Annotated in this window: 18 protein-coding genes and 1 tRNA gene; 16 read left to right on the plus strand and 3 right to left on the minus strand. The window is 66.0% G+C overall.

Annotated elements, in window-relative coordinates; translation table 11 throughout:
* Positions 1-519, minus strand: coding sequence for a tetratricopeptide repeat protein (locus AC1RRP_RS09725; protein WP_493035602.1), 519 nt, complete (start codon positions 517-519; stop codon positions 1-3).
* Between the two features lie 133 nt (positions 520-652).
* Here AC1RRP_RS09725 and cysS point away from each other — a divergent pair, with 133 nt between their 5' ends.
* The 6 genes from cysS (at position 653) to AC1RRP_RS09755 (ending at position 6,194) form a co-directional block, all read left to right on the plus strand.
* Positions 653-2,029 carry a cysteine--tRNA ligase gene (gene cysS / locus AC1RRP_RS09730; protein WP_493035603.1) on the plus strand — a complete coding sequence of 459 codons (1,377 nt, stop codon included), beginning with the start codon at positions 653-655 and terminating at the stop codon, positions 2,027-2,029.
* Positions 2,011-2,670 carry a DNA-3-methyladenine glycosylase family protein gene (locus AC1RRP_RS09735; RefSeq protein ID WP_493036063.1) on the plus strand — a complete coding sequence of 220 codons (660 nt, stop codon included), beginning with the start codon at positions 2,011-2,013 and terminating at the stop codon, positions 2,668-2,670. The genes cysS and AC1RRP_RS09735 overlap by 19 nt, the downstream gene beginning before the upstream one ends.
* A 51-nt stretch (positions 2,671-2,721) precedes the next feature.
* Positions 2,722-3,699, plus strand: coding sequence for an acetyl-CoA carboxylase carboxyltransferase subunit alpha (locus tag AC1RRP_RS09740; RefSeq protein WP_493035605.1), 978 nt, complete (start codon positions 2,722-2,724; stop codon positions 3,697-3,699).
* Between the two features lie 36 nt (positions 3,700-3,735).
* Positions 3,736-4,680, plus strand: coding sequence for a tRNA lysidine(34) synthetase TilS (gene tilS / locus AC1RRP_RS09745; RefSeq protein ID WP_493035607.1), 945 nt, complete (start codon positions 3,736-3,738; stop codon positions 4,678-4,680).
* A gap of 103 nt (positions 4,681-4,783) precedes the next feature.
* Positions 4,784-6,052, plus strand: coding sequence for an aspartate kinase (locus tag AC1RRP_RS09750; protein ID WP_493035609.1), 1,269 nt, complete (start codon positions 4,784-4,786; stop codon positions 6,050-6,052).
* A 49-nt stretch (positions 6,053-6,101) separates the two neighbouring features.
* A tRNA-Ser gene (locus AC1RRP_RS09755) sits at positions 6,102-6,194 on the plus strand.
* A 200-nt stretch (positions 6,195-6,394) separates the two neighbouring features.
* Here AC1RRP_RS09755 and AC1RRP_RS09760 read toward each other — a convergent pair.
* Complete coding sequence (locus tag AC1RRP_RS09760; RefSeq protein WP_493035611.1) at positions 6,395-6,802, minus strand: RNA-binding S4 domain-containing protein; 408 nt, start codon at positions 6,800-6,802, stop codon at positions 6,395-6,397.
* Between the two features lie 49 nt (positions 6,803-6,851).
* Between AC1RRP_RS09760 and AC1RRP_RS09765 the strand changes: the two genes are divergently transcribed.
* The 10 genes from AC1RRP_RS09765 (at position 6,852) to AC1RRP_RS09810 (ending at position 21,118) form a co-directional block, all read left to right on the plus strand.
* Complete coding sequence (locus AC1RRP_RS09765) at positions 6,852-8,327, plus strand: sigma-54 interaction domain-containing protein (RefSeq protein WP_493035613.1); 1,476 nt, start codon at positions 6,852-6,854, stop codon at positions 8,325-8,327.
* 149 nt (positions 8,328-8,476) lie between these two features.
* Positions 8,477-9,685 carry a substrate-binding domain-containing protein gene (locus AC1RRP_RS09770; RefSeq protein WP_493035615.1) on the plus strand — a complete coding sequence of 403 codons (1,209 nt, stop codon included), beginning with the start codon at positions 8,477-8,479 and terminating at the stop codon, positions 9,683-9,685.
* 150 nt (positions 9,686-9,835) lie between these two features.
* Positions 9,836-10,600, plus strand: a complete 765-nt coding sequence (locus AC1RRP_RS09775; RefSeq protein WP_493035617.1) for an ABC transporter ATP-binding protein — start codon at positions 9,836-9,838, stop codon at positions 10,598-10,600.
* On the plus strand, positions 10,597-11,322 hold the full coding sequence (locus AC1RRP_RS09780; RefSeq protein ID WP_493035619.1) for an ABC transporter ATP-binding protein: 726 nt from the start codon (positions 10,597-10,599) through the stop codon (positions 11,320-11,322). The genes AC1RRP_RS09775 and AC1RRP_RS09780 overlap by 4 nt, the downstream gene beginning before the upstream one ends.
* An 85-nt stretch (positions 11,323-11,407) precedes the next feature.
* Positions 11,408-12,385 (plus strand): branched-chain amino acid ABC transporter permease, encoded by a 978-nt coding sequence (locus tag AC1RRP_RS09785; RefSeq protein ID WP_493035621.1) that lies wholly within the window; start codon positions 11,408-11,410, stop codon positions 12,383-12,385.
* A gap of 10 nt (positions 12,386-12,395) precedes the next feature.
* Entirely contained in the window at positions 12,396-13,487 is a 1,092-nt protein-coding gene (locus AC1RRP_RS09790) for a branched-chain amino acid ABC transporter permease (protein ID WP_493035623.1), read from the plus strand.
* Between the two features lie 26 nt (positions 13,488-13,513).
* Positions 13,514-14,656, plus strand: a complete 1,143-nt coding sequence (locus tag AC1RRP_RS09795; protein ID WP_493036065.1) for an ABC transporter substrate-binding protein — start codon at positions 13,514-13,516, stop codon at positions 14,654-14,656.
* Between the two features lie 28 nt (positions 14,657-14,684).
* Positions 14,685-15,554, plus strand: coding sequence for an alpha/beta fold hydrolase (locus tag AC1RRP_RS09800; protein ID WP_493035625.1), 870 nt, complete (start codon positions 14,685-14,687; stop codon positions 15,552-15,554).
* 65 nt (positions 15,555-15,619) lie between these two features.
* Positions 15,620-16,276, plus strand: coding sequence for a glutathione S-transferase family protein (locus AC1RRP_RS09805; RefSeq protein ID WP_493035627.1), 657 nt, complete (start codon positions 15,620-15,622; stop codon positions 16,274-16,276).
* A 177-nt stretch (positions 16,277-16,453) separates the two neighbouring features.
* Entirely contained in the window at positions 16,454-21,118 is a 4,665-nt protein-coding gene (locus tag AC1RRP_RS09810; RefSeq protein ID WP_493035629.1) for a PAS-domain containing protein, read from the plus strand.
* Here AC1RRP_RS09810 and hemH read toward each other — a convergent pair.
* Entirely contained in the window at positions 21,115-22,206 is a 1,092-nt protein-coding gene (hemH, locus tag AC1RRP_RS09815; RefSeq protein WP_493035630.1) for a ferrochelatase, read from the minus strand. The two genes, AC1RRP_RS09810 and hemH, sit on opposite strands and share 4 nt — an antisense overlap.
* Between the last annotated feature and the right edge of the window lie 2 nt (positions 22,207-22,208).

Below are 22,208 nucleotides of genomic sequence, written 5' to 3' on the forward strand. Positions count from 1 at the left end.
TCACGGGCAGCTGGCACCCAGGGTCGCCAGTCGGGCCCTCAGGCCACTGTTGGTGGCATCGAGCTGCAGTGCCTTGCAATAGGCCTGCTGGGCGAGCCGGGCGTGGACGTCCCCCAGGTTTTCATGCGCCGTGGCATAGCCGGGATTGGCGCGAATCGCCATCTCGAGTGCGATACGTGCCTTGTCGAACTCGCCCTGCGCCGCGTGGATGACGGCCAGGCTGTTGTACGGCTCGGGCAGTTCCGGGTAGTCCTCGGTCAGCCTGGTGAAGGTGGCCAGCGCTTCAGCCGACTGGCCCGATTCGCGCTGGATGACCCCCTTGAAATAACGCATCTGGGGGTCGCGCGGCTTGGCGGCCAGGGCGCGGTCGACCCGGGCCTGGGCCTCGGCCAGTCGACCGGCGCGCAGCATCTGGCCGACCTCGCTGTACTCGTCGGCCACGGCCATGCCCGAGCCCAGGCAGGCGCTTATCGCGAGCAGGCGTAGCAATGCAAGAAGATGGGCGCGACCGGGCTTCATGAGGGCTGTGCTAGGGGTGGGGCATACCCGGTCCGGGGAAGCTGGCCGGGGCTTTATACTGCGTTCGATTGTAGCCCCCGTCCTAGTCCTCTGCCGGCGCGCCTGCCCTTGCGCGACGGTTTCTGATTGATCCATGAGTCTGCGCATATACAACACGCTGTCGCGTGCGCTGGAGCCTTTTATCCCGCTGGAAACCGGCCATGTCCGCATGTACGTCTGCGGCATGACGGTCTACGACCTGTGCCACCTGGGCCACGCCCGCGCCATGGTCGCCTTCGACGTGGTGCAGCGCTGGCTCAAGGCCAGTGGTCTGCGGGTGACCTATGTGCGCAACGTCACCGACATCGACGACAAGATCATCAAGCGCGCGCTGGAGAACGGTGAAACCATCCGTTCCCTGACCGACCGCATGGTCGATGCCCTGCACCAGGATGCCGACGCACTGGGCATCGAGCGCCCCACGCATGAGCCGCGCGCCACCGAGTACGTGCCGCAGATGCTCGGGCTGATCGGCACGCTGGAGCAAAAAGGCCTGGCCTACCGTGCCGGCAATGGCGACGTGAACTATGCCGTGCGCAAGTTTCCCGGCTACGGCAAGCTCTCGGGCAAGTCGCTGGACGAACTGCGTGCCGGCGAGCGCGTGGCCGTGCTCGACGGCAAGGACGACCCGCTGGACTTCGTGCTCTGGAAATCAGCCAAACCGACCGAGCCAGCCGAGGCCAAGTGGGACAGCGCCTACGGCCCGGGCCGCCCAGGCTGGCACATCGAGTGCTCGGCCATGAGCTGCGAGATGCTGGGGGAGACCTTCGACATCCACGGTGGGGGTGCCGACCTGCAGTTCCCGCACCACGAGAACGAGATGGCCCAGAGCGAAGGCGCCACCGGCAAGCCGCTGGCCCGCTACTGGATGCACAACGGCTTCGTGCGCGTGGACAACGAAAAGATGTCCAAGTCCCTGGGCAATTTCTTCACCATCCGCGAGATCCTGGCCAGGTACGACCCGGAGACGGTGCGCTTTTTCATCATCCGCGCGCATTACCGCAGCCCGCTGAACTACAGCGACGCGCATCTGGACGATGCGCGCGGCGCCCTCAAGCGTCTGTACACGGCCCTGCACGCGGTCAAGCCCGCGACCGTGCAGATCGACTGGCTCGACGCCCATGCGGCGCGCTTCAAGGCCGCTTTGGACGAGGACTTCGGCACACCCGAGGCGGTGGCCGTGCTGTTCGAGCTGGCAACCGAGGTCAACAAGACGGGCTCGGCGCAACTGGCCGGCCTGCTCCAGGCCCTGGGCGGCTGCCTGGGGCTGTTGCAGGACGATCCCGAGGCCTTCCTGAAGGCCGGCACGACCCTGGACGAGGTGGCCATCCAGGCCCTGATCGCACAGCGGGCCGCCGCCAAGCAGGCCAAGGATTTCGCCGAGGCCGACCGCATCCGCAAGGCCCTGCTGGAGCAGGGCATCGTGCTCAAGGATTCGCCGGCCGGCACCACCTGGGAGGCAGCCCAGTGAGCCCGGCACTCGCCCCCAAGGTCTACACCCCCGACTACTGGGAAGAGGCCTGCAAGCACCTGATGAAAAAAGATCGGGTGATGAAGCGCCTGATCCCGCAGCATGGCGACGCCTGCCTGCAGACCCGGGGTGACGCTTTCACCACACTGGCGCGCAGCATCGTGGGCCAGCAGATCTCGGTCAAGGCGGCGCAGACCGTCTGGGACCGGTTTTCGGCATTGCCCCGGCGCATGACGCCGGCCAACGTGCTCAAACTGAAGGTGGATGACATGCGCGCTGCCGGCCTGAGCGCGCGCAAGGTCGAGTACCTGGTGGACCTCGCCCTGCATTTCGACAGCGGCGCCATCCGTGCGCCGGCCTGGAAGGACATGGACGACGAGACCATCATCACCGAACTGGTGGGTATCCGCGGCATCGGCCGCTGGACGGCCGAGATGTTCCTGATCTTCCACCTGATGCGGCCCAATGTGCTGCCGCTGGACGACGTCGGCCTGATCAACGGCATCAGTCGCAGCTATTTCTCCGGCGAGTCCGTGAGCCGCAGCGACGCCCGCGAAGTGGCCGCCGCCTGGGCACCGTTTTGCAGCGTTGCAACTTGGTATATTTGGCGCTCGCTCGATCCGCTACCGGTCGAGTATTGAAGTCTGGGGCCCGGGCTTCGGGAGCGGGCACATAAAACAAGGAGTTTCTCCATGGCCAAGAAGACATTTCTCGATTTCGAACAGCCGATTGCCGAGCTCGAAGCCAAGATCGAAGAGCTGCGTTATGTGCAGACCGAATCCGCTGTCGATATCAGCGAGGAGATCGACCAGCTCAGCAAGAAGAGCCAGCAGCTGACCAAGGACGTCTACAGCGACCTCAATCCCTGGCAGATCACGAAGATCGCCCGTCACCCCGAGCGTCCCTACACGCTGGACTACGTCAACGAGCTGTTCACCGACTTCGTCGAGATGCATGGCGACCGCCACTTTGCGGACGACCTGAGCATCGTGGGCGGCCTGGCGCGTTTCAACGGCACGGCCTGCATGGTGATCGGCCAGCAGAAAGGCCGTGACACCAAGGAGCGCGGCCTGCGCAACTTCGGCATGAGCAAGCCCGAGGGGTATCGCAAGGCCCTGCGTCTGATGAAAACGGCCGAGAAGTTCGGCCTGCCAGTCTTCACCTTCGTCGACACCCCCGGCGCCTACCCCGGCATCGACGCCGAGGAGCGTGGCCAGTCCGAGGCCATCGGCCGCAACATCTTCGAGATGGCGCAGCTGGAAGTGCCCATCATCACCACCATCATCGGCGAGGGCGGCTCCGGTGGCGCGCTGGCGATCTCGGTGGGCGACCAGGTGCTGATGCTGCAGTACTCGGTCTACTCGGTGATCAGCCCCGAGGGCTGCGCCTCCATCCTCTGGAAAACTGCCGAGCGCGCGCAGGATGCGGCCGAGGCGCTGGGCATCACGGCGCACCGTCTCAAGGCCCTGGGCCTGGTCGACAAGATCGTCAACGAGCCGGTGGGCGGCGCGCACCGCGACCCCAAGCAGATGGCGGCCTTTCTCAAGCGCGCCCTGGGCGATGCCTATCGCCAGGTGGCCGACCTCAAGGTCAAGGAGCTGCTGGAGCGCCGTTATGAGCGTCTGCAGAGCTATGGCCGCTACACCGACACCAAGACCAGCGGTAAGTAAGCCCCCGTCCTGCGCGGCCCGGCGGCGGGTGTGCGCATGACGCGCAGCCTGGTCCAGGCTGTGCAGGACTTTCAGCCTGATCTACCCCTCGCGGTGGCCTACAGCGGCGGTGCCGATTCCACAGCGCTGCTGCTGGCCTGTGCCGAGCGCTGGCCGGGGCAGGTCAGCGCCATCCACATCCATCATGGCCTGCAGGCCGCAGCCGACGGCTTCGAGTCGCATTGCCGCGAGGTCTGCATCCGTCTGGGCGTGCCCTTGCTGGTGCAACGCGTTGATGCCCGCCCTGCACCCGGCCAGAGCCCCGAAGAAGCCGCCCGCAGTGCCCGCTACGCCGCCCTGCGCCAGTCTGCCGAGGCACACGATCCGCCGATCCGGCACATCGCCCTGGCCCAGCATGCCGACGACCAAATCGAAACGCTGTTGCTGGCGCTGAGCCGCGGCGCCGGCCTGCCGGGCCTGAGTGCCATGCCGGCACAGTGGGAGCGCGACGGCATCTGCTACTACCGGCCGTTGCTGGAGGTCAGCGGTGCCGAGTTGCGACGGGGCTTGCGCGCGCGTGGCGCAAGCTGGGTGGAGGATCCGACCAACGCCGACGAGCAGTACACACGCAACCGCATCCGCGTCCGCCTGCTGCCGGCGCTGGAAGCGACCTTCCCCCAGTTTCGCGACACCTTTGCCCGCAGTGCCGCCCATGCGGCCCAGGCTCAGCGTCTGCTGGACGAGCTGGCCGCCGAGGACCTGACGCGTGTGGGGGCGCCGCCGCAGATCCTGGCCGTGCAGCAGTTGTCCCGGGAGCGCCAGGCCAATGTGCTGCGCGCCTGGCTGCGCAACAGCCATGCCACGACCCCCAGTGCGGCGCAATTGCAGGAGTTGCTGGACCAGGTGGGTGCCTGCACCACGCGTGGCCACCGCATCCACCTGAAGGTGGGGAGTGGCTTTGTGGAACGACAGGGACCGGTGCTGACTTGGTACAATCCCTAGGGGTTGCCCCTGGCGGTGTTGCCGCGGCGGCAGCTCACTCACCCTAGTAGATACCGGCGCTTCGCCACCCAGGCGGGGCCAGCCATCCAATCCAGATATTTCAATGGCACTGATCGTTCACAAGTACGGCGGCACGTCCATGGGCTCGACCGAGCGCATCCGCAATGTCGCCAAGCGCGTCGCCAAATGGGCCCGCGCCGGTCACCAGATGGTGGTGGTGCCCTCGGCCATGAGCGGCGAAACCAATCGCCTGCTCGGCCTGGCCAAGGAGCTGGCGCCCGCGAAGTCCAATGAGGCCACCAACCGCGAACTCGACATGCTGGCCGCTACCGGCGAGCAGGCCTCCAGCGCACTGCTGGCCATCGCGCTGCAGGCCGAAGGCATGGCTTCGGTGAGTTATGCCGGCTGGCAGGTGCCGATCAAGACCAACAGTGCCTACACAAAGGCACGCATCGAATCCATCGACGACCAGCGTGTGCGGGCCGATCTCGCCCAGGGCAAGGTGGTCATCGTGACCGGCTTCCAGGGTATCGACGAGCAGGGCAACATCACCACGCTGGGCCGTGGCGGCTCCGACACCTCGGCCGTGGCCGTGGCGGCGGCCATGAAGGCCGACGAGTGCCTGATCTATACCGACGTCGACGGCGTCTACACCACCGACCCGCGTGTCGTGCCCGAGGCTCGCCGCCTGCACACCGTGAGCTTCGAGGAGATGCTCGAGATGGCCTCCATGGGCTCCAAGGTGCTGCAGATCCGCTCGGTGGAATTTGCCGGCAAGTACAAGGTGCCGCTGCGCGTGCTCTCCAGCTTCACGCCCTGGGACATCGACATCAACGAGGAAGCCAAGTCCGGCACCCTGATCACCTTTGAGGAAGACGAGAAAATGGAACAAGCCATTGTTTCCGGCATTGCATTCAACCGCGACGAGGCCAAGATTTCCGTGGTCGGCGTGCCCGACAAGCCCGGCATCGCCTACCAGATCCTGGGTGCCGTGGCCGAGGCCAACATCGAAGTCGACATGATCATCCAGAACATCAGCAAGGATGGCAAGACCGACTTCAGCTTCACCGTGAACCGCAACGAGTTTGCGCGTGCCATGGACCTGCTCAAGGACAAGATCGTCCCGGCGCTGGGCGCCTCGGAGGTACTGGGCGACACCAAGATCTGCAAGGTCAGCATCGTGGGCATCGGCATGCGCAGCCACGTGGGCATCGCCAGCAAGATGTTCCGCTCGCTGAGCGAAGAGGGCATCAACATCCAGATGATCTCCACCAGCGAGATCAAGACCTCGGTCGTGATCGACGAGAAGTACATGGAACTGGCCGTGCGCGCCCTGCACAAGGCCTTCGACCTAGACCAGCCCGCGGCCTGAAATTGCGCTGATCGAGGGCGGGATTCATGCGATAATCCCGCTACCTTTTGGAGACGTGACCGAGTGGCCGAAGGTGCTCCCCTGCTAAGGGAGTATGGGGTGTAGAGCCTCATCGAGGGTTCGAATCCCTCCGTCTCCGCCAAAAGAAAAGCCCCGCCTCGTGCGGGGCTTTGCTTTTGGCGGAGACGAGAGGGTGAGAACCCTCTGGTTCGTCCAGAAACAGTCTGGGGGACTGTTTCTGGACGTGCGAAGCACGGGGGCGCAGCCCCGAGAAATTCGCGCAAGACGAATTTCGAGCAATCCCGCGTTGTTCCGGTAGAGATCGGTGGCCAGCAAGCCGACTCACGAATCCGCGGAAGCGCTCCACCGTTCCCCCCACCCCGCCTTGTCCATCTGGCGCCGATCCCGCTTGGTCGGCCGCCCTTGCTCAATGCTGAGTGCAGGCTCTGCGGCAAGACGGTGCTGCTCGGCCGCCGCTTCGCGCGCCAGCCGGCTGGCCTCGGTTTCTTCATAGAGCTGCTGCGCCACGGGAGCCGGGCCGCGCTGGCCGCTCAGGCCTTGCACCTTGACGATGTGGGTGATGGCGCCCTGGCGCACGCTGACCAGGTCGCCGGGTCGCACCTCGCGCGCCGGCTTCACGTTCTGCTCGTTGACCAGCACGCGCCCCCTGTCGATCTCCTCAACGGCCAGCGAGCGGGTCTTGTAGAAACGCGCCGCCCAAAGCCATTTGTCGATGCGCAGAGCGTTCATCAGGGAAAGCGGGGAGAGCGAAACATGCGGGTCACTGTACCATTGCCGCATGGAAAAAAAGGACGTCCTGCCGCGCGATGCCCAGAGCATCCTGGAGCTGGCCGCCCGCTCCATGTTCGACCTGTTTGCCAACGCCAGCGAGGGCATGCTGCTGGTGGACCGCCAGGGCAAGGTGGTCTGGATCAACGAGCAGTACAAGCGTTTCCTGCCGGCTCTTGGGTTTGCGCGGGTCGAGGATTTCGTGGGCCATCCGGTGGCCAGCGTGGTGCACAACACGCAGCTGCACCATGTGCTGGAAACCGGCAAACCCATCCTGATCGACCTGCTGAGCAATCGCGCCGGCACCTTCGGCGTGAGCCGCATTCCGCTGCGCGACAGTTCGGGCGAGGTCATCGGTGCCCTGGGCATCGTGCTGTTCGATCATCCCGAGACCAATCTGCAGCCGCTGATCAACAAGTTCGCGGCCTTGCAGCGTGAACTGGATGACGCAAGGCGGGAACTGGCCAGTCAACGCAGCAGCGGCCAGCGCCGTGCCAAATACACCTTTGCCAGCTTCGTGGGGGGCAGCCCGGCCGTGGTGGAACTCAAGCGCCTGGCGCGCCGCGCCGCGCAGTCGGGCAGCCCGGTGCTGCTGCTGGGCGAGACCGGCAGCGGCAAGGAGCTGCTCGCGCACGCCATCCATGCCGTGTCCTCTCGTCCCAACGGACCCTTCGTGACGGTCAACATTGCCGCGGTACCCGACACCCTGCTGGAGGCCGAGTTCTTCGGGGTGGCGCCAGGGGCCTACACCGGTGCCGAGCGCAAGGGTCGCGACGGCAAGCTCAAGCTGGCCGACGGCGGCACGCTGTTCCTGGACGAGATCGGCGATATGCCTCCCGGCCTGCAGGCCAAGCTGCTGCGTGCCCTGCAGGAAGGTGAGTTCGAACCCCTGGGCTCCAACCGGCTGCTGCGTTTCGAGGCCAAGGTGATTGCTGCGACCTCGCGCGACCTGGTCCGCCTGGTGCGCGAAGGCAAGTTCCGCGAGGACCTGTACTACCGTCTGAATGTGCTGCCCATCCGCGTGCCGCCGCTGCGTGAACGCCGTTCCGACATCCCGGCGCTGGTTGAGGCCCTGGGCGAAGAACTGGCCCAGCGCAGCGGCCTGCCGCAGCCCGAGTACACGCCCGAGGCCATGGACCTGCTGACAGCTCAACTCTGGCGCGGCAATGTGCGCGAGCTGCGCAATGTGCTGGAGCAGGCCGCCTTGCTGGGCGACTCCAGCCGCATCGACGGCGAACGGATCACACGGGTGCTGCGTGAAACCGGGATCGAGCAACTGGAAGCGCCGCTGTCGGCCGCGGTACCGGCCCGTGCTGCGCTGGGGGGTGGGGTGCGGCCACTGGCCGAGCAGGTTGCGGAGCTAGAACGTTCGGCCATCGCTGCAGCCATGAGGGCCTGTGGCGGCAACAAGGTCGCTGCAGCCAGGATGCTGGGGATCTCGCGTGCCACGCTTTATGAGCGCCTGGAAGCGAGTGTCTTGAATTAAGGCAGATGTATTTATTTCAGACAATTAAACGTCTGGAATCAATACATTTGATGCGCAGCGTAAAGAAAAAATCCAATGAAATCAATAGTTTGTGATGTGGCATGGTATCTGCAAGGATGAACCCATACCATTCACATGAGGAGACCTGTATGCAACGTCGTCAATGGATCATCCGCAGCGGCCTGATCGGCGCCACCCTGGCCGCCACCTTCCTGGCGGCTGGCGTCCACGCCCAGGGCAAGGACATCCGCATCGCCCACATCTACAGCAAGACCGGTGCGCTGGAAGCCTATGGCAAGCAGACCCAGACCGGTTTCATGATGGGCCTGGACTACGCCACCGGCGGCACCATGACCGTGGCCGGCCGCAAGATCGTCGTGCTGGAGAAAGACGATCAGGGCAAGCCGGACCTGGGCAAGAGCCTGCTGGCTGCCGCCTATGGTGACGACAAGGTGGACCTTGCGGTCGGCCCCACCGCCTCGCCCGTGGCCCTGGCCATGCTGCCTGTGGCCGAGGAATACAAGAAGATCCTTCTGGTGGAGCCCGCCGTGGCCGACTCCATCACCGGCGACAAGTGGAACAAGTACATCTTCCGCACCGGCCGCAACAGCAGCCAGGACGCCATCGCCAACGCCGTGGCGCTGGACAAGCCGGGCGTGAGCATCGTCACCCTGGCGCAGGACAATGCCTTCGGCAAGGACGGCGTCAAGGCCTTCCGCGAAGCAATCAAGAAGGCCAAGCTCGTGCACGAGGAGTTCCTGCCGCCGGCCACCACGGACTTCACCGCCGGCCTGCAGCGCGTCGTGGATCGTCTGAAGGACCAGCCGGGACGCAAATTCGTCTGGGTCGTCTGGGCCGGCGCCAACCCGCCCTTCAACAAGTTTGCGGAACTGGAGCTGAAGAAGCGCTTCGGCATCGAACTGGCCACGGGCGGCAATATCCTGCCGGCCATGGTGGCCTACAAGCAGTTCCCGGGCATGGAGGGCGCGGCCTACTACTACTTCGGCATGCCCAAGAACCCGGTCAACGAAGCCATGGTTTCGCGCCACTACAGCCAGTTCAAGACCCCGCCGGACTTCTTCACGGCCGGCGGTTTCAGTGCGGCCATGGCCGTGGTCACGGCACTCAAGAAGAGCAATGGCGATACGGCCACCAACACGCTGATCGCCACCATGGAAGGCATGAGCTTCGAAACGCCCAAGGGCAAGATGACCTTCCGCAAGGAAGACCACCAGGCCATGCAGAGCATGTACCACTTCAAGATCAAGGCCGATCCGGCTTTCGCCTGGGGTGTGCCCGAGCTGATCCATGAGATCAAGCCGGAAGAGATGGCCATCCCCATCCGCAACACGCGCTGATCGAGTGCCCGGCTACTGCGCGCGCCGATGGCGGCGTTGCGCAGTGCTCGAAATCCTCACGTACCTGAGTACGTTCCGGTTGCTGCGCGCTGTGCGCCTTGCCCTCGACACGCTCGCTACGCCGCTCCCTCAATCGAGACTCTATCTATCATGCTGGAAACCCGCGATCTCACGATCCGCTTCGGCGGACACGTGGCGGTCCATGCCGTCTCGTGCAGCTTCGCGCCGGGCACCTTGACGGCCATCGTCGGACCCAACGGCGCGGGCAAGACTACCTATTTCAACCTGATCTCGGGCCAGCTGACGGCTTCCGCGGGGCAGGTGCTGTTGGGCGGGCGTGACTTGTCGCGTCTGCCGGCTTCGGCGCGCACGCGCGCCGGCCTGGGGCGAGCCTTCCAGCTCACCAATCTGTTCCCGAACCTCAGTGTGCTGGAGAACGTGCGCCTGGCCGTGCAGGCCACGCTGGACGGACCGCACCGCCGCGGCCTCAATCTGTGGAGCATCTGGAGCGCCCATGCGCGCCTGAACGCACGGGCGCACGAGATCCTGTTGTCGGTGGCCATGGCCCACCAGCAGGACGTGACGGTGGCCAGCCTGCCGCACGGTGACCAGCGCAAGCTGGAGGTGGCGTTGCTGATGGCGCTGGACCCGCAGGTCTATATGTTTGACGAGCCCACGGCCGGCATGAGCCATGACGAGGCACCGGTGATCCTCAACCTGATTCGCAAGCTGAAGCAGGACAAGACCAAGACCATCCTGCTGGTGGAGCACAAGATGGATGTGGTGCGCGAACTCGCCGACCGCATCATCGTGCTGCACAACGGCACGCTGGTGGCCGACGGCGAACCGGCCGCGGTGATGGCCTCACCGGTGGTGCAGGAAGCTTATCTGGGCGTCGCCAAGGAGCCCGCATGAGCGATATCCTGCTCAAACTCGAAGGCGTGCAGACCCACATCGGGGCTTATCACATCCTGCATGGTGTGGATCTGCAGGTGCCGCGGGGCCAGCTCACCCTGTTGCTGGGCCGCAATGGCGCCGGCAAGACCACCACGCTGCGCACCATCATGGGCCTGTGGTCGCCCTCGCAAGGCCGCATCACGTTCGACGGCCAGGACATCACGGCCCTGCCGACGCCGGCCATCGCTGCGCGGGATATCGCCTACGTACCGGAGAACATGGGCATCTTTGCCGACCTCACGGTCAAGGAGAACATGCTGCTGGCCGCGCGTCGGGCGCGTCGCGCCGCCGACATGGATGAAGCGCGCCTGCAGTGGATCTTCAAGCTGTTCCCCGCCATGGAGAAGTTCTGGAACCATCCGGCGGGCAAGCTCTCGGGCGGACAGAAGCAGATGCTGGCGGTCTCACGCGCCATCGTCGAGCCGCGTCGCCTGCTGATCGTGGACGAGCCCAGCAAGGGCCTGGCGCCCGTGATGATCGACAACATGATCGCAGCCTTCCAGCAGCTCAAGGCCGGTGGCGTGACCATCCTGCTGGTCGAGCAGAACATCAACTTCGCCAAGCGCCTGGGCGACAGCGTGGCCGTGATGGACAACGGTCGGGTGGTCCACGCCGGCACCATGCAGGCCCTGGCCGGGGACGAGGCATTGCAGCAGTCGCTGCTGGGCTTGGCGCTATGAGCACGAGCGCCGCAGGGCCGTCCCAAGGTGCGAGCGCCCCCATGGTGGGCAGCGCAGTACACAGAGTGAAAAGTGTGGGGGCACCATGAAAGACTTCGACTACAAGCCCCTGCTGCTGGTGCCGCTGCTGGCGCTGGCCGCACTGCCGCTGGTCGGTTCGGGCTCGACCTGGCTCAGCCTCACCGTGGCAGGGCTGGCCATGGGCATGATTGTTTTCATCATCGCCTCGGGCCTGACGCTGGTCTTCGGCCTGATGGACGTCCTGAACTTCGGCCACGGCGTCTTCATTGCGCTGGGCGCCTTCGTCGCCACCACGGTCCTGGGCCTGATGGGCGACTGGACCGGTTCGCAGGAGCTGTGGCGCAACCTGCTGGCCGTGCTGCCGGCCATGGTGGTCGCCATGCTCGTGGCGGGCGCGGTTGGCCTGGCCTTCGAGCGCTACATCGTGCGGCCGGTCTACGGCCAGCACCTCAAGCAGATCCTCATCACCATGGGCGGCATGATCATCGGCGAGGAACTGATCAAGGTGATCTGGGGTCCGCAGCAGATTGCGCTGCCCTTGCCTGAAGCCATGCGTGGCGCGGTGCTGCTGGGGGATGCGGCGGTCGAGAAATACCGCCTGATTGCCGTGGTGGTCGGCCTGGCGGTGTTCGCCGCGCAGGCCTGGACCCTGTCGCGCACCAAGATCGGCCTGCTGATCCGCGCCGGTGTGCAGGACCGCGAGATGGTCGAGGCCCTGGGCTATCGCATCCGCCGCCTCTTCGTGGGCGTGTTCGTCATGGGCAGTGCCCTGGCCGGCCTGGGCGGCGTGATGTGGGGCCTGTACCAGCAGAGCGTCATTCCGCAAATGGGTGCGCAGGTCAATGTGCTGATCTTCATCGTCATCATCATCGGCGGCCTGGGCTCCACGGCGGGCGCCCTGATCGGCGCGCTGCTGGTGGGCCTGATGGCCAACTACACCGGCTTCCTGGTGCCCAAGGTGGCCTTGTTTTCCAACATCGCGCTGATGGTCGCCATCCTGCTGTGGCGACCGCAGGGGGTCTACCCCGTGGCCAACCGTTAAGGAGCAACACATGTTTGCTCGACTCATCTCCAACGATCTTCCGCGCAGCCGCATCCTGGCTGTCGTGCTGGTCCTGCTCCTGCTCGCGCTCGCTGTCGCGCCTTTCATCGTGCCCGGCGTCAAGGCGCTCAACGTGGCGGCCAAGATCCTGATCTTCCTGGTGCTGGTCGCCAGTTTCGACCTGCTGCTGGGCTACACCGGCATCGTCAGCTTTGCGCACACCATGTTCTTCGGCATCGGTGCCTATGGCATCGCGATCGCCACGACCCATCTGGGGCCCACCTGGACGGCGCTGGGGCTGGGGCTGCTGGCCGCGCTGGCGCTCACGCTGCTGCTGGCCCTGGTGATCGGCCTGTTCTCGCTGCGCGTGCGGGCCATCTTCTTCGCCATGATCACACTGGCCGTGGCCGCGGCCTTCCAGACCCTGGCGTCGCAGCTGTCGGAGTTCACCGGCGGCGAGGACGGCTTGAGCTTCAAGCTGCCGCAGGTGCTCTCACCCAGCTTCGAATTGTTCGAAGCACCCGTGCTCGGCACCATGGTCGACGGCAAGCTGATCTCCTATTACCTGCTCTTCATGGTGGCCCTGCTGCTGCTGCTGGCTCTGCTGCGCATTGTCAACTCGCCTTTTGGCCGCGTGCTGCAGGCCATCCGCGAGAACGAATTCCGCGCCGAGGCCCTGGGTTACCGTGTCGTGGTCTACCGCACGCTCTCCAGCGTGCTCTCGGCCCTGTTCGCCTGCCTGGCCGGTGCCATGCTGGCGCTCTGGCTGCGCTACAACGGGCCGGACACCTCGCTTTCCTTCGAAATCATGATGGACGTGCTGCTGATCGTGGTGATCGGCGGTATGGGCACGATCTACGGCTCGGCCATCGGTGCGGCGCTGTTCGTGGTGGCGCAGAGTTATCTGCAGGACCTCTTGCGTCTGGGCAGCGAGGCCGCCGCCGGCATGCCGCTGCTGGCCGCCTTGCTTTCCCCCGACCGTTGGCTGCTCTGGCTCGGTCTGCTTTTTGTCTTGTCGGTTTACTACTTCCCTACCGGGGTCGTGGGACGTTTGCGGGCACGCAGCCTGCGCAAAACCAAAGCGGGTCCTGAGCCCGCATAAAACAGAAGGAGACAAGCATGTTGGGAATGTCATCGGGGGCCGCGCATCTGCGGCGTGGAATGGCCTGCCTGTTCTTTGTGCTGGCGGTGACGCCGGCGGTGCGGGCGGCCGAGCTGACGGTGGTGCAGGTCGCCCCCTTGAGCGGGGTGCTGGCCAGTACGGGCCAGCAGATGGTGCTGGGTGGCAGGATCTATTTCGAATGGGTCAATGACAACGGCGGCATCCATGGCGCGAAGATCCGCCATGTCGTGCAGGACGACGGCTACAAGGTGGACGAGACCGTGCGCCTGACCCGCGAGGCTCTGCAAAAGCCCGATGTCATCGCGCTCTTCGGCTTTGCCGGAACCGCCAATGTGGCCAAGCTGCTGAGTGACGGCGTGCTGGAGACCGGTGGCGCGCCCCTGGTGGCGCCTTATACCGGGGGCGAGGCCCTGCGCAAACCTTTCAATCCCTACATCTTCCATGTCCGTGCGGGTTATGCCGACGAGGCCGAGCACATGGTCAACCAGGTCGTCACGCTGGGCATGACACGCATCGCCGTGATGTACCAGGACGATGCCTTCGGCAAGGCCGGCCTGGCCGGCGTGGAGGAGGCGGCAGCCCGGCGTGGTCTGAAGCTGGTGGCTGCGGCGCCTTATGAACGCAACACCGACCAGGTGCATGGGGCCGTGCGCGTCATCGCGGCAGCCGAGGCGCAGGCGGTCATCATGATTTCGGTGAATCGCTCCACGGCGGCCTTTGCCAAGCAGTACCGGGCGGCGGGCGGCGGGGGCCAGCTTTTCAACATATCTGTGGTCGACCCCGCCGAGCTGGTGAAGCTGGCCGGCGTGCAGGCTGTGCACGGCCTGGGTATTTCGCAGGTGGTGCCGTACCCCTACATGGCCAACAAGCCGGTGGTGCGCGAATACCAGGCGCTCTTGCAGAAGTATGGCCAGGGGCAGGCCCCCAACTACACCAGCTTCGAGGAATTCCTCGGGGCCAAGGTGCTGGTGGAGGGTTTGCGCCGGGCCGGGCCCAATCCGACGCGGGCCCGTCTGATCCAGGCGCTGGAGACCCTCAACAGCTTCGACCTCGGCGGCACGCGGGTGAGTTTTGCGCCGGGCAACCGGGTCGGGTCGCGTTATGTCGAGGTGACCGTGATCGGCGCCTCGGGCAAGCTGCTGCGTTGACCGGCATTCAGACACAGGGAGATCTCGCATGACACCGGCATCCCATTACGTCCGCTGCGCCGGACGTGAAATCCACTACACCGAATGGGGTGCCGGACAAACGCGCACCGTGATCGCCTGGCACGGCCTGGCGCGCACCGGGCGCGACATGGATGAGTTGGCCGAATACCTGAGCGTCCAGGGCTACCGCGTGATCTGCCCTGACACCCTGGGCCGTGGCCTGAGCCAATGGAGCCCTCAGCCGCAGCTGGAATACAACCTGGCCTTCTATGCGCGCCTGGCGGCCGATCTGTTCGAACAACTGGGTATCGCCTCGGCGCATTGGGTGGGCACCTCCATGGGCGGGGCCATCGGCACGGTGTGCGCCGCAGGCCGCCTGCAGCCTCAACTCAAGGCCCGCATCCGCAGTCTGGTGCTCAACGACAATGCCCCGCAGCTGGCCGACGCCGCCATCGCTCGCATCCGCGCCTATGCCGGCAGTCCGCCGGCTTTCGAAACGGTCTGCGAGCTGGAAGCGTTTTTCCGCCAGGCCTACCAGCCCTTTGGCTGGCTCAGCGACGCGCAATGGCGGCGTCTGACCGAGACCTCGACGCGCCGTCTGCCCGATGGCCGGGTGACCCCGCACTACGACCCGGCCATGGTGCAGCAGTTCGTCCATCACCCGGATGACTACCTGCTCTGGGAGCATTACGACCTGATAGACACCCCGATGCTTATGCTGCGCGGGGCAGAATCGGATCTGGTGCTGCGCGAGACGGTGGAGCACATGCGCACCCGGGGCCCGGGCCGTAGCGGCCGCCTGCAGGTGATCGAGGTGCCGGGCTGTGGCCACGCGCCGGCGCTCAATGTGCCCGGTCAACTGGATGCCGTGCTGGATTTCATTCGCCGCCACGACTGAGCTGCAGGCGAGATCCGGGTCCAGGGGCTTGGGCACAATGCGGGCTGTCCAATTGAGGAGGCTTCATGGCATTGACAATCTACGGCATCCAGGCGTCCCGCACGGTCCGGCCGCTCTGGGTGGCCACTGAACTCGGCCTGGCGTTCGAGCACGTGCAGACGGATTACAGGGCGGGCGCCACGCGTACGCCGGATTTTCTGGCGCTCAACCCGAACGGCCATATTCCGGTGGTCGTGGACCACCGGCCCGAGGGCGATGTGACGGTCTGGGAGAGCATGGCCTGCGCGCTCTACATTGCGCGCCAGCATGGTCGCCCCGATGGTCTCAACCTGGTACCGGCCACGCCGCGCGAGGATGCCGAGGCCCTGCGCTGGAGCTTCTGGACCGTCACCGAGGTGGAGAAGGATGCACTCACCGTGCTCATGCATCGCCTGGTGATGCCGGTCGAGCAGCGCAAGCCCGAGCTCGCAGACGCGGCCGAGTCGCGCCTAAAGGTGCCCTTGCGTGTGCTGGAGCAGCACCTGGCACAGCAGCAGGCGCGGGGGGAGTCCCATCTTGCTGCGGCACGCTTCACCGTGGCCGACCTCTGCGTGGCTAGCGTGCTGCTGTGGGTGCGTGCCGCCCGCGAATTGATGGCGCAGTTTCCCCTGGTCGGCGCCTGGTTGCAGCAGTGCCTGGGCCGGCCTGCCTACGAATCCCTGCGGCATCCCCGGAAGTCCTGAGCGCGGCGACAGTGGCAGGGTCCGCACGGGGCCGGGCTGACACGATGGCCGTCCCAGGAACTCTGCTATCGTGCACGCAGACCCCGTGGGACGTTCTTGATCCAGCTCAAGCCCGACTTTTCGCCGGGTGGCGAGAATCTGCCTGCAGGGCGTGATCATCACATGCCTGCCTGTGACATGAAGCAGTCCGCTGACCCGTCCCGCACCACTTCCACCAGCCTCCCTTCGGCTTCCTGGTTCCCATTCCGCCTTGGCGCGGGTGCGGCCTGGCTCCGGCATCCGGTCTTCCTGCCCTTGCTGATCCTGCTGCTGGGCAGCGTGTTGACGGCAGCGCTGGTGCGCATGGAGGCGATGCATCAGGCCGAACGCCTGCAGAACCATTTCGACGACGAGGTGGAAAGCCTGGTCGACAATATCGAGCGTCGTTTCCAGCTGGTTTCCAACGGACTGGGGGGCGCGCGCGGCATGTACGCCGCCATCGATCCCGTGCGCCGCGCCCAGTTTGCGGCCTATGTCGCAGAGCGTCGGCTCGACGTGGATATCCCGGGGGTCCGGGGTTTCGGCTTCATCGAGCGGGTGCCACGCAAGCAATTGGCGGCCTTTGTGCAGCTCGAGCGCGCCGACGCCGCACCGGATTTCGAGCTGAAGACCAGCGGGAATGCCGAGGACCTGTATGTGATCAAGCTGATCGAGCCGCTGGCGCGCAACCGCGAGGCCCGGGGCTTCGATGTCGGCGCCGAGGCGGTGCGCCGGGAGGCGGTGGAGCGCGCCGTGCGGACCGGCACCACGTCCCTCAGTGCAGCGATCCGGCTCGTCCAGGACGGTCAGGCCAGGCCAGGCTTTCTGTACCTGGCGCCGGTTTACCGGCCCGGCATGCCGCTGGCGACCGAAGCGCAGCGGTTTGCGGCTCTGCGGGGCTTGGTCTACGCGCCGATCGTGATGGAAGAACTGATGCAGCCCGGCCTGCAGAACCTGCGCAACACGGGCCTGGACTTCCAGATTCTCGAAACCGGGCCCCAGGGCGAGAGCACCACGCTCTTCAGCTCCCAGGCCTCGGATGCTTCGGTCAGCCATCAGCCCCGCTTGACGTCGCGCAAGCCACTGCTGATCGGTGGCAGGCCACTGACCTTGCGGGCCAACACCCTGCCCGCCTTGGAGAGCAGCATCAATACGGGAGTGCTGATCGGTGGCGGCATCGGGGGATTCGCGCTCAGCGGGCTGCTGGCCTGGGTGGTCTGGCTCTTGGCCAGCGCACGCCAGCGTGCCCAGCGGCTGGCCGGGCAAATGACCGTTGAACTGGAGCGGCTGGCCCGGGTGGCCCGCCACACGACCGATGCGGTGATCATCACCGATCCGCAGGGGCGCATGACCTGGGTCAACGAGGCCTACACCCGTATCAGCGGTTACAGCCTGCAGGAATCCCTGGGGCATAAGCCGGGCCGTCTGTTGCAGTCTCCACAGACCGACCCCGAAACCGTGGCCCGTCTGGCAGGTCACCTGCGAGCGCTCGAGCCCTGCCGTGTCGAGATCCTGAACCGCCACAAGGAGGGCCGTGAATACTGGCTGGATCTTGAAATCCAGCCGCTGTACGACGAGGCCGGCCAACTCAGTGGTTTCATGGCCGTGGAGCGCGACATCACCGAGCGGCTCAGCCGCGAAAAGGCCCTGCAACGGGCCTTGAGCGACAACGAGCAGCTGATGCGGGCCATCGACGAGTTCGCCATCGTCTCGATGACCGATCGTCAGGGGCGCATCACCCAGGTCAACGCGTTTTTCGAGAACATCAGCGGCTACAGCCGCGAGGAACTGATCGGACAGAATCACCGCATCCTGAAGTCCGGTGTGCAGGATGAAGATCTCTGGCCGCGGGTCTGGGCCACGCTGATCGAGGGCCGGATCTGGCGCGGCGAGGTTTGCAACCGGGCCAAGGATGGCCACCTGTACTGGGTCGACACGCTGATCATGCCGTTTACCGACGCCGCGGGCGTGGTGGAGCATTACATCTCGATCCGAACCGACGTCACGGCCTTGCGGCAGGCCGTCACGGACCTGCGCCACGGCAATGAGCTCATGCGCACCATCATCGAGAACATCCCCTGCGGCCTCAGCGTGGTGGACAGCGAGCTGAACATTCCGATCTACAACAGCCTGTTCCTGTCGCTGCTTGACGTGCCGCCGGCGTTGCTCGAACGCCCACCCCTGTCCTTCGAGTCCATCATCCGCCTGAATGCGCAGCGCGGTGAGTACGGCCCGCAGGGAGACACCACGGTCGACATCCTGCTGCAGCGCGCGCGCAACCCGCAACCGCGCCTGTTTCGGCGCGAGCGCCCGAACGGATCCATCCTGGAGGTGCGCGGGGCCAACCTGCCCGGGGGCGGCTTCGTCACCACCTACACCGACGTCACGACCGAACATCGCAGCAAGCAGGAACTGGAGGAGTACAAACGCATCCTGCACAGCGCCATGGACGCGCTGGACGAGGCCTTTGTCATCTACGACCAGGAAGACCGCCTGCTCTACTGCAATGAAAAGTACCGCGCGCTCTACCAGACCTCGGCCGACCTGATCGTGCCCGGTGCCCGTTTCGAGGACATCGTGCGCACAGGGGCCGAACGCGGCCAGTACCCCGAAGCGAACGGCCGCATCGACGAGTGGGTGGCCGAACGCCTGGTTGCACATCGCCGGCACCGGCAGTTCGTCGTGCAGCGCCTGGACGACGGGCGCTGGTTGCGCATTCTGGAGGCCCGCACGCCCGATGGTTACCACGTGGGTTTTCGCATTGACATCACCGAGCTCAAGCAGGCGGTGGAGGCGGCCGAGACCGCATCGCAGGCGAAGGGAGAGTTCCTGGCCAACATGAGCCACGAGATCCGCACGCCGCTCAATGCCGTGCTCGGCATGTTGCAGCTGCTCCAGGGGACCGAGCTCGATCCGCGCCAGCGAGACTATGCGGCCAAGACCGAAGGGGCCGCGCGTTCGCTGCTGGGCTTGCTCAACGACATCCTGGACTACTCCAAGGTCGAGGCCGGCAAGATGATGCTGGATCCCCACCCCTTCGCGCTGGACCTTCTGCTGCGCGAACTCTCGGTCGTTCTCTCGGCCAATCTGGACAGCCGGCCGCTGGAGGTGTTGTTCGATATCGATCCCGATACGCCGCGGCAGCTGGTCGGAGATGCCCTGCGCCTCAAGCAGATCCTGATCAACCTGGCCGGCAATGCCATCAAGTTCACCGAACGCGGCGAAGTGGTGCTGAGCATCCGGGTGCAGGCCCGCACGGCCGGCGCGGTGCGGCTGCGCCTGGCTGTGCGTGACAGCGGCATCGGCATTGCACCAGAGCATCAGGCCAGGATCTTCGAGGGGTTCACGCAGGCCGAGTCGTCCACCACCCGCCGCTTCGGCGGCACAGGCCTGGGGCTGGCCATCAGTCAGCGCCTGGTGGCCATGATGGGAGGGCGGCTGGAACTCCAGAGCGCAGCGGGGCAGGGCAGCACCTTCTTCTTCAGCCTCGATTTGCCGCTCCCTGCCGAGCCAGCGCAGCAGCCGGTTGCGCCTGTGCCGTCCCGGGCGCAGCCCTGGCTGGGCCGCAGCGGCGGCAAACCGCCCAGGGTGCTGGTGGTGGATGACAACCCGGTGGCGCGCCAGCTGCTGGCCGGCATGGGGCGCACGCTGGGCTGGTCGGTGGAGGAAAGCAGTGACGGTGAGGTCGCCTGGCAGTTGCTGCAGCAGGCCGCCGCGCAAGGCCAGGGCTACCAGGCTTGTTTTGTCGACGCGCAGATGTCCGGCATGGGCGGACGGACCCTGTGCCGCGCCATCCGCCAGTCCTGCGGCTCGGGGCCGCAGGCACCGCTGCTCATCCTGGTGGGGGCCAGCGCCCAGGACCTGCTGTCGGTGCGATCGGCCGCGGAGCGAGAAGGGGTCGACGGCTTCCTGCTCAAGCCGCTGACCGCTTCCATGCTGCTCGATGCCGTGGTCGAAGCGTCAGCGGGTGGCACCCAGCCCCCTGTCAACGCGCCAACGCCCCGGGGACTGACGGGCAAGCGACTGCTGCTGGTGGAGGACAACCCGATCAACCAGCAGGTGGCTGCCGAGTTGCTGCAGGCCCAGGGTGCGCAGGTGCAGATCGCCGGCAACGGACGGGAAGGCGTGGATGCCGTGGCGGCGGCCCGGGCCGCAGGTCGCCTTTTCGATGCCGTGCTGATGGACGTGCAGATGCCAGTCATGGATGGCCTCACGGCCGCCGGCCTGATCCGCACCGAACTCCGGCTGTCTGACTTGCCCATCATTGCCATGACGGCCAATGCCCTGCCGGCCGATCGCGAACGCAGCCTGGCTGCCGGCATGAACGCGCATGTGGGCAAGCCCTTCGAGATCGACCCATTGGTGGACCTGCTGCAACGTTTCACCGGCCCCGGGGCTGAGCGCCCGGCGCTTGCCGTGCCGGCGCCGGCCTCGGTGTCGCCGTCCGGGTCGGCGCCCTTGCTGGAGCGCCCGGCGGCCGTGCGGCGGCTGGGCGGCAACCAGGACCTGCTTGACCAGGTCACGCGCAGCTTCACGGCGGGGCTGGATCAGCAGCTGGCCGACTGGCTCCAGGAACTGCGACAGCCGATGATGATGCAGGAGGCGCTGCGGCGCATGCACTCGCTCAAGGGTCTGGCGGCCACGGTGGGGGCCACGCGCCTGGCCGCGCTGGCGGCTGCGGCCGAGTCGGCCTGTCGCGAGGGCACAGCCGCCGCCGGTGCCCAGGCCTGGCAGCAGCGCTTCGAGGCCACGATCCAGGACACCCTGGCGGCGCTGCGCGCCGAAATGGATCTTGACGGGGACCGGACCGCCAGCGCAGCCTAGTTCTTGGCGCCCAGCGTCAGTGCGGCGGCCCGCGAGGCTGCCAGCGCCGCGGCATCCGGGGCCTGGTGCGTGGGCCAGCCGCCCAGGTGCCGTTCACACAAGTGCCCCATGGCGGCGATCCATTCGGGGCTGTCGTTCAGGCAGGGGATGTAGTGGAAGGCCTCGCCGCCGGCGTGCAGGAAGGCTTCGCGAACTTCCTGCGCGATCTCCTCCAGCGTCTCCAGGCAATCGCTGGTGAAGCCGGGGCAGACCACGTCGATGCGCTTGACCCCGGCCTGCGCCATCCGGATCACGGTCGGCTCGGTATAGGGCTCCAGCCACTTGGCCTTGCCAAAGCGCGACTGGAAGGTCACCGTGTACTGCTCCTTGCCCAGGCCCAGTGCCTGCGCCAGCAGGCGCGCGGTCTTGTGGCACTCGCAGTGGTAGGGGTCACCCAGGTGCAGGGTGCGCTCGGGCACGCCGTGAAAGCTCATGACCAGCTGGTCGGGCTGGCCATGTGCCTGCCAGTGGGCGCGGATGCGTTGCGCCAGTGCGCTGATGTAAGCGGCATCGTCGTGGTAGCGGTTGATGAAGCGCAACTCGGGGATGGTGCGCACACGATCAGCCCAGTGATAGACGGCATCGAACACGCTGGCCGTGGTGGTGCCCGAGTACTGCGGGTAAGCCGGCAGCACCAGCACGCGGGTGGCGCCCTCGGCCTTCAGCGCGTCGAGCTGCGCGGCCATGGACGGGTTACCGTAGCGCATGGCGTAGCGCACCGTGACGTGGTGGCCCTGCTGCTGCATCCATGCCTGCAGGCGCTGTGCCTGCCTTTCGGTCCAGACCTTGAGCGGCGAGCCTTCAGGCGTCCAGATCGTGGCGTATTTGGCCGCCGATTTGGCCGGGCGCAGGCGCAGGATGATGCCATGCAGGATCAGCCACCAGATCGGCCGGGGGATCTCCACCACACGGTGGTCTCCCAGGAACTCGGCCAGGTAACGGCGCAGCGCAGCGGGTGTGGGAGCGTCGGGTGTGCCCAGGTTGCACAAGAGGATGGCCGTGGTCGGCGCCTGGCCATGGGTGTACGCGGGTTCTTTTTTGAATGCCATGC

The organism is Hylemonella sp. GW821-FHT12C09 (assembly GCF_058807395.1).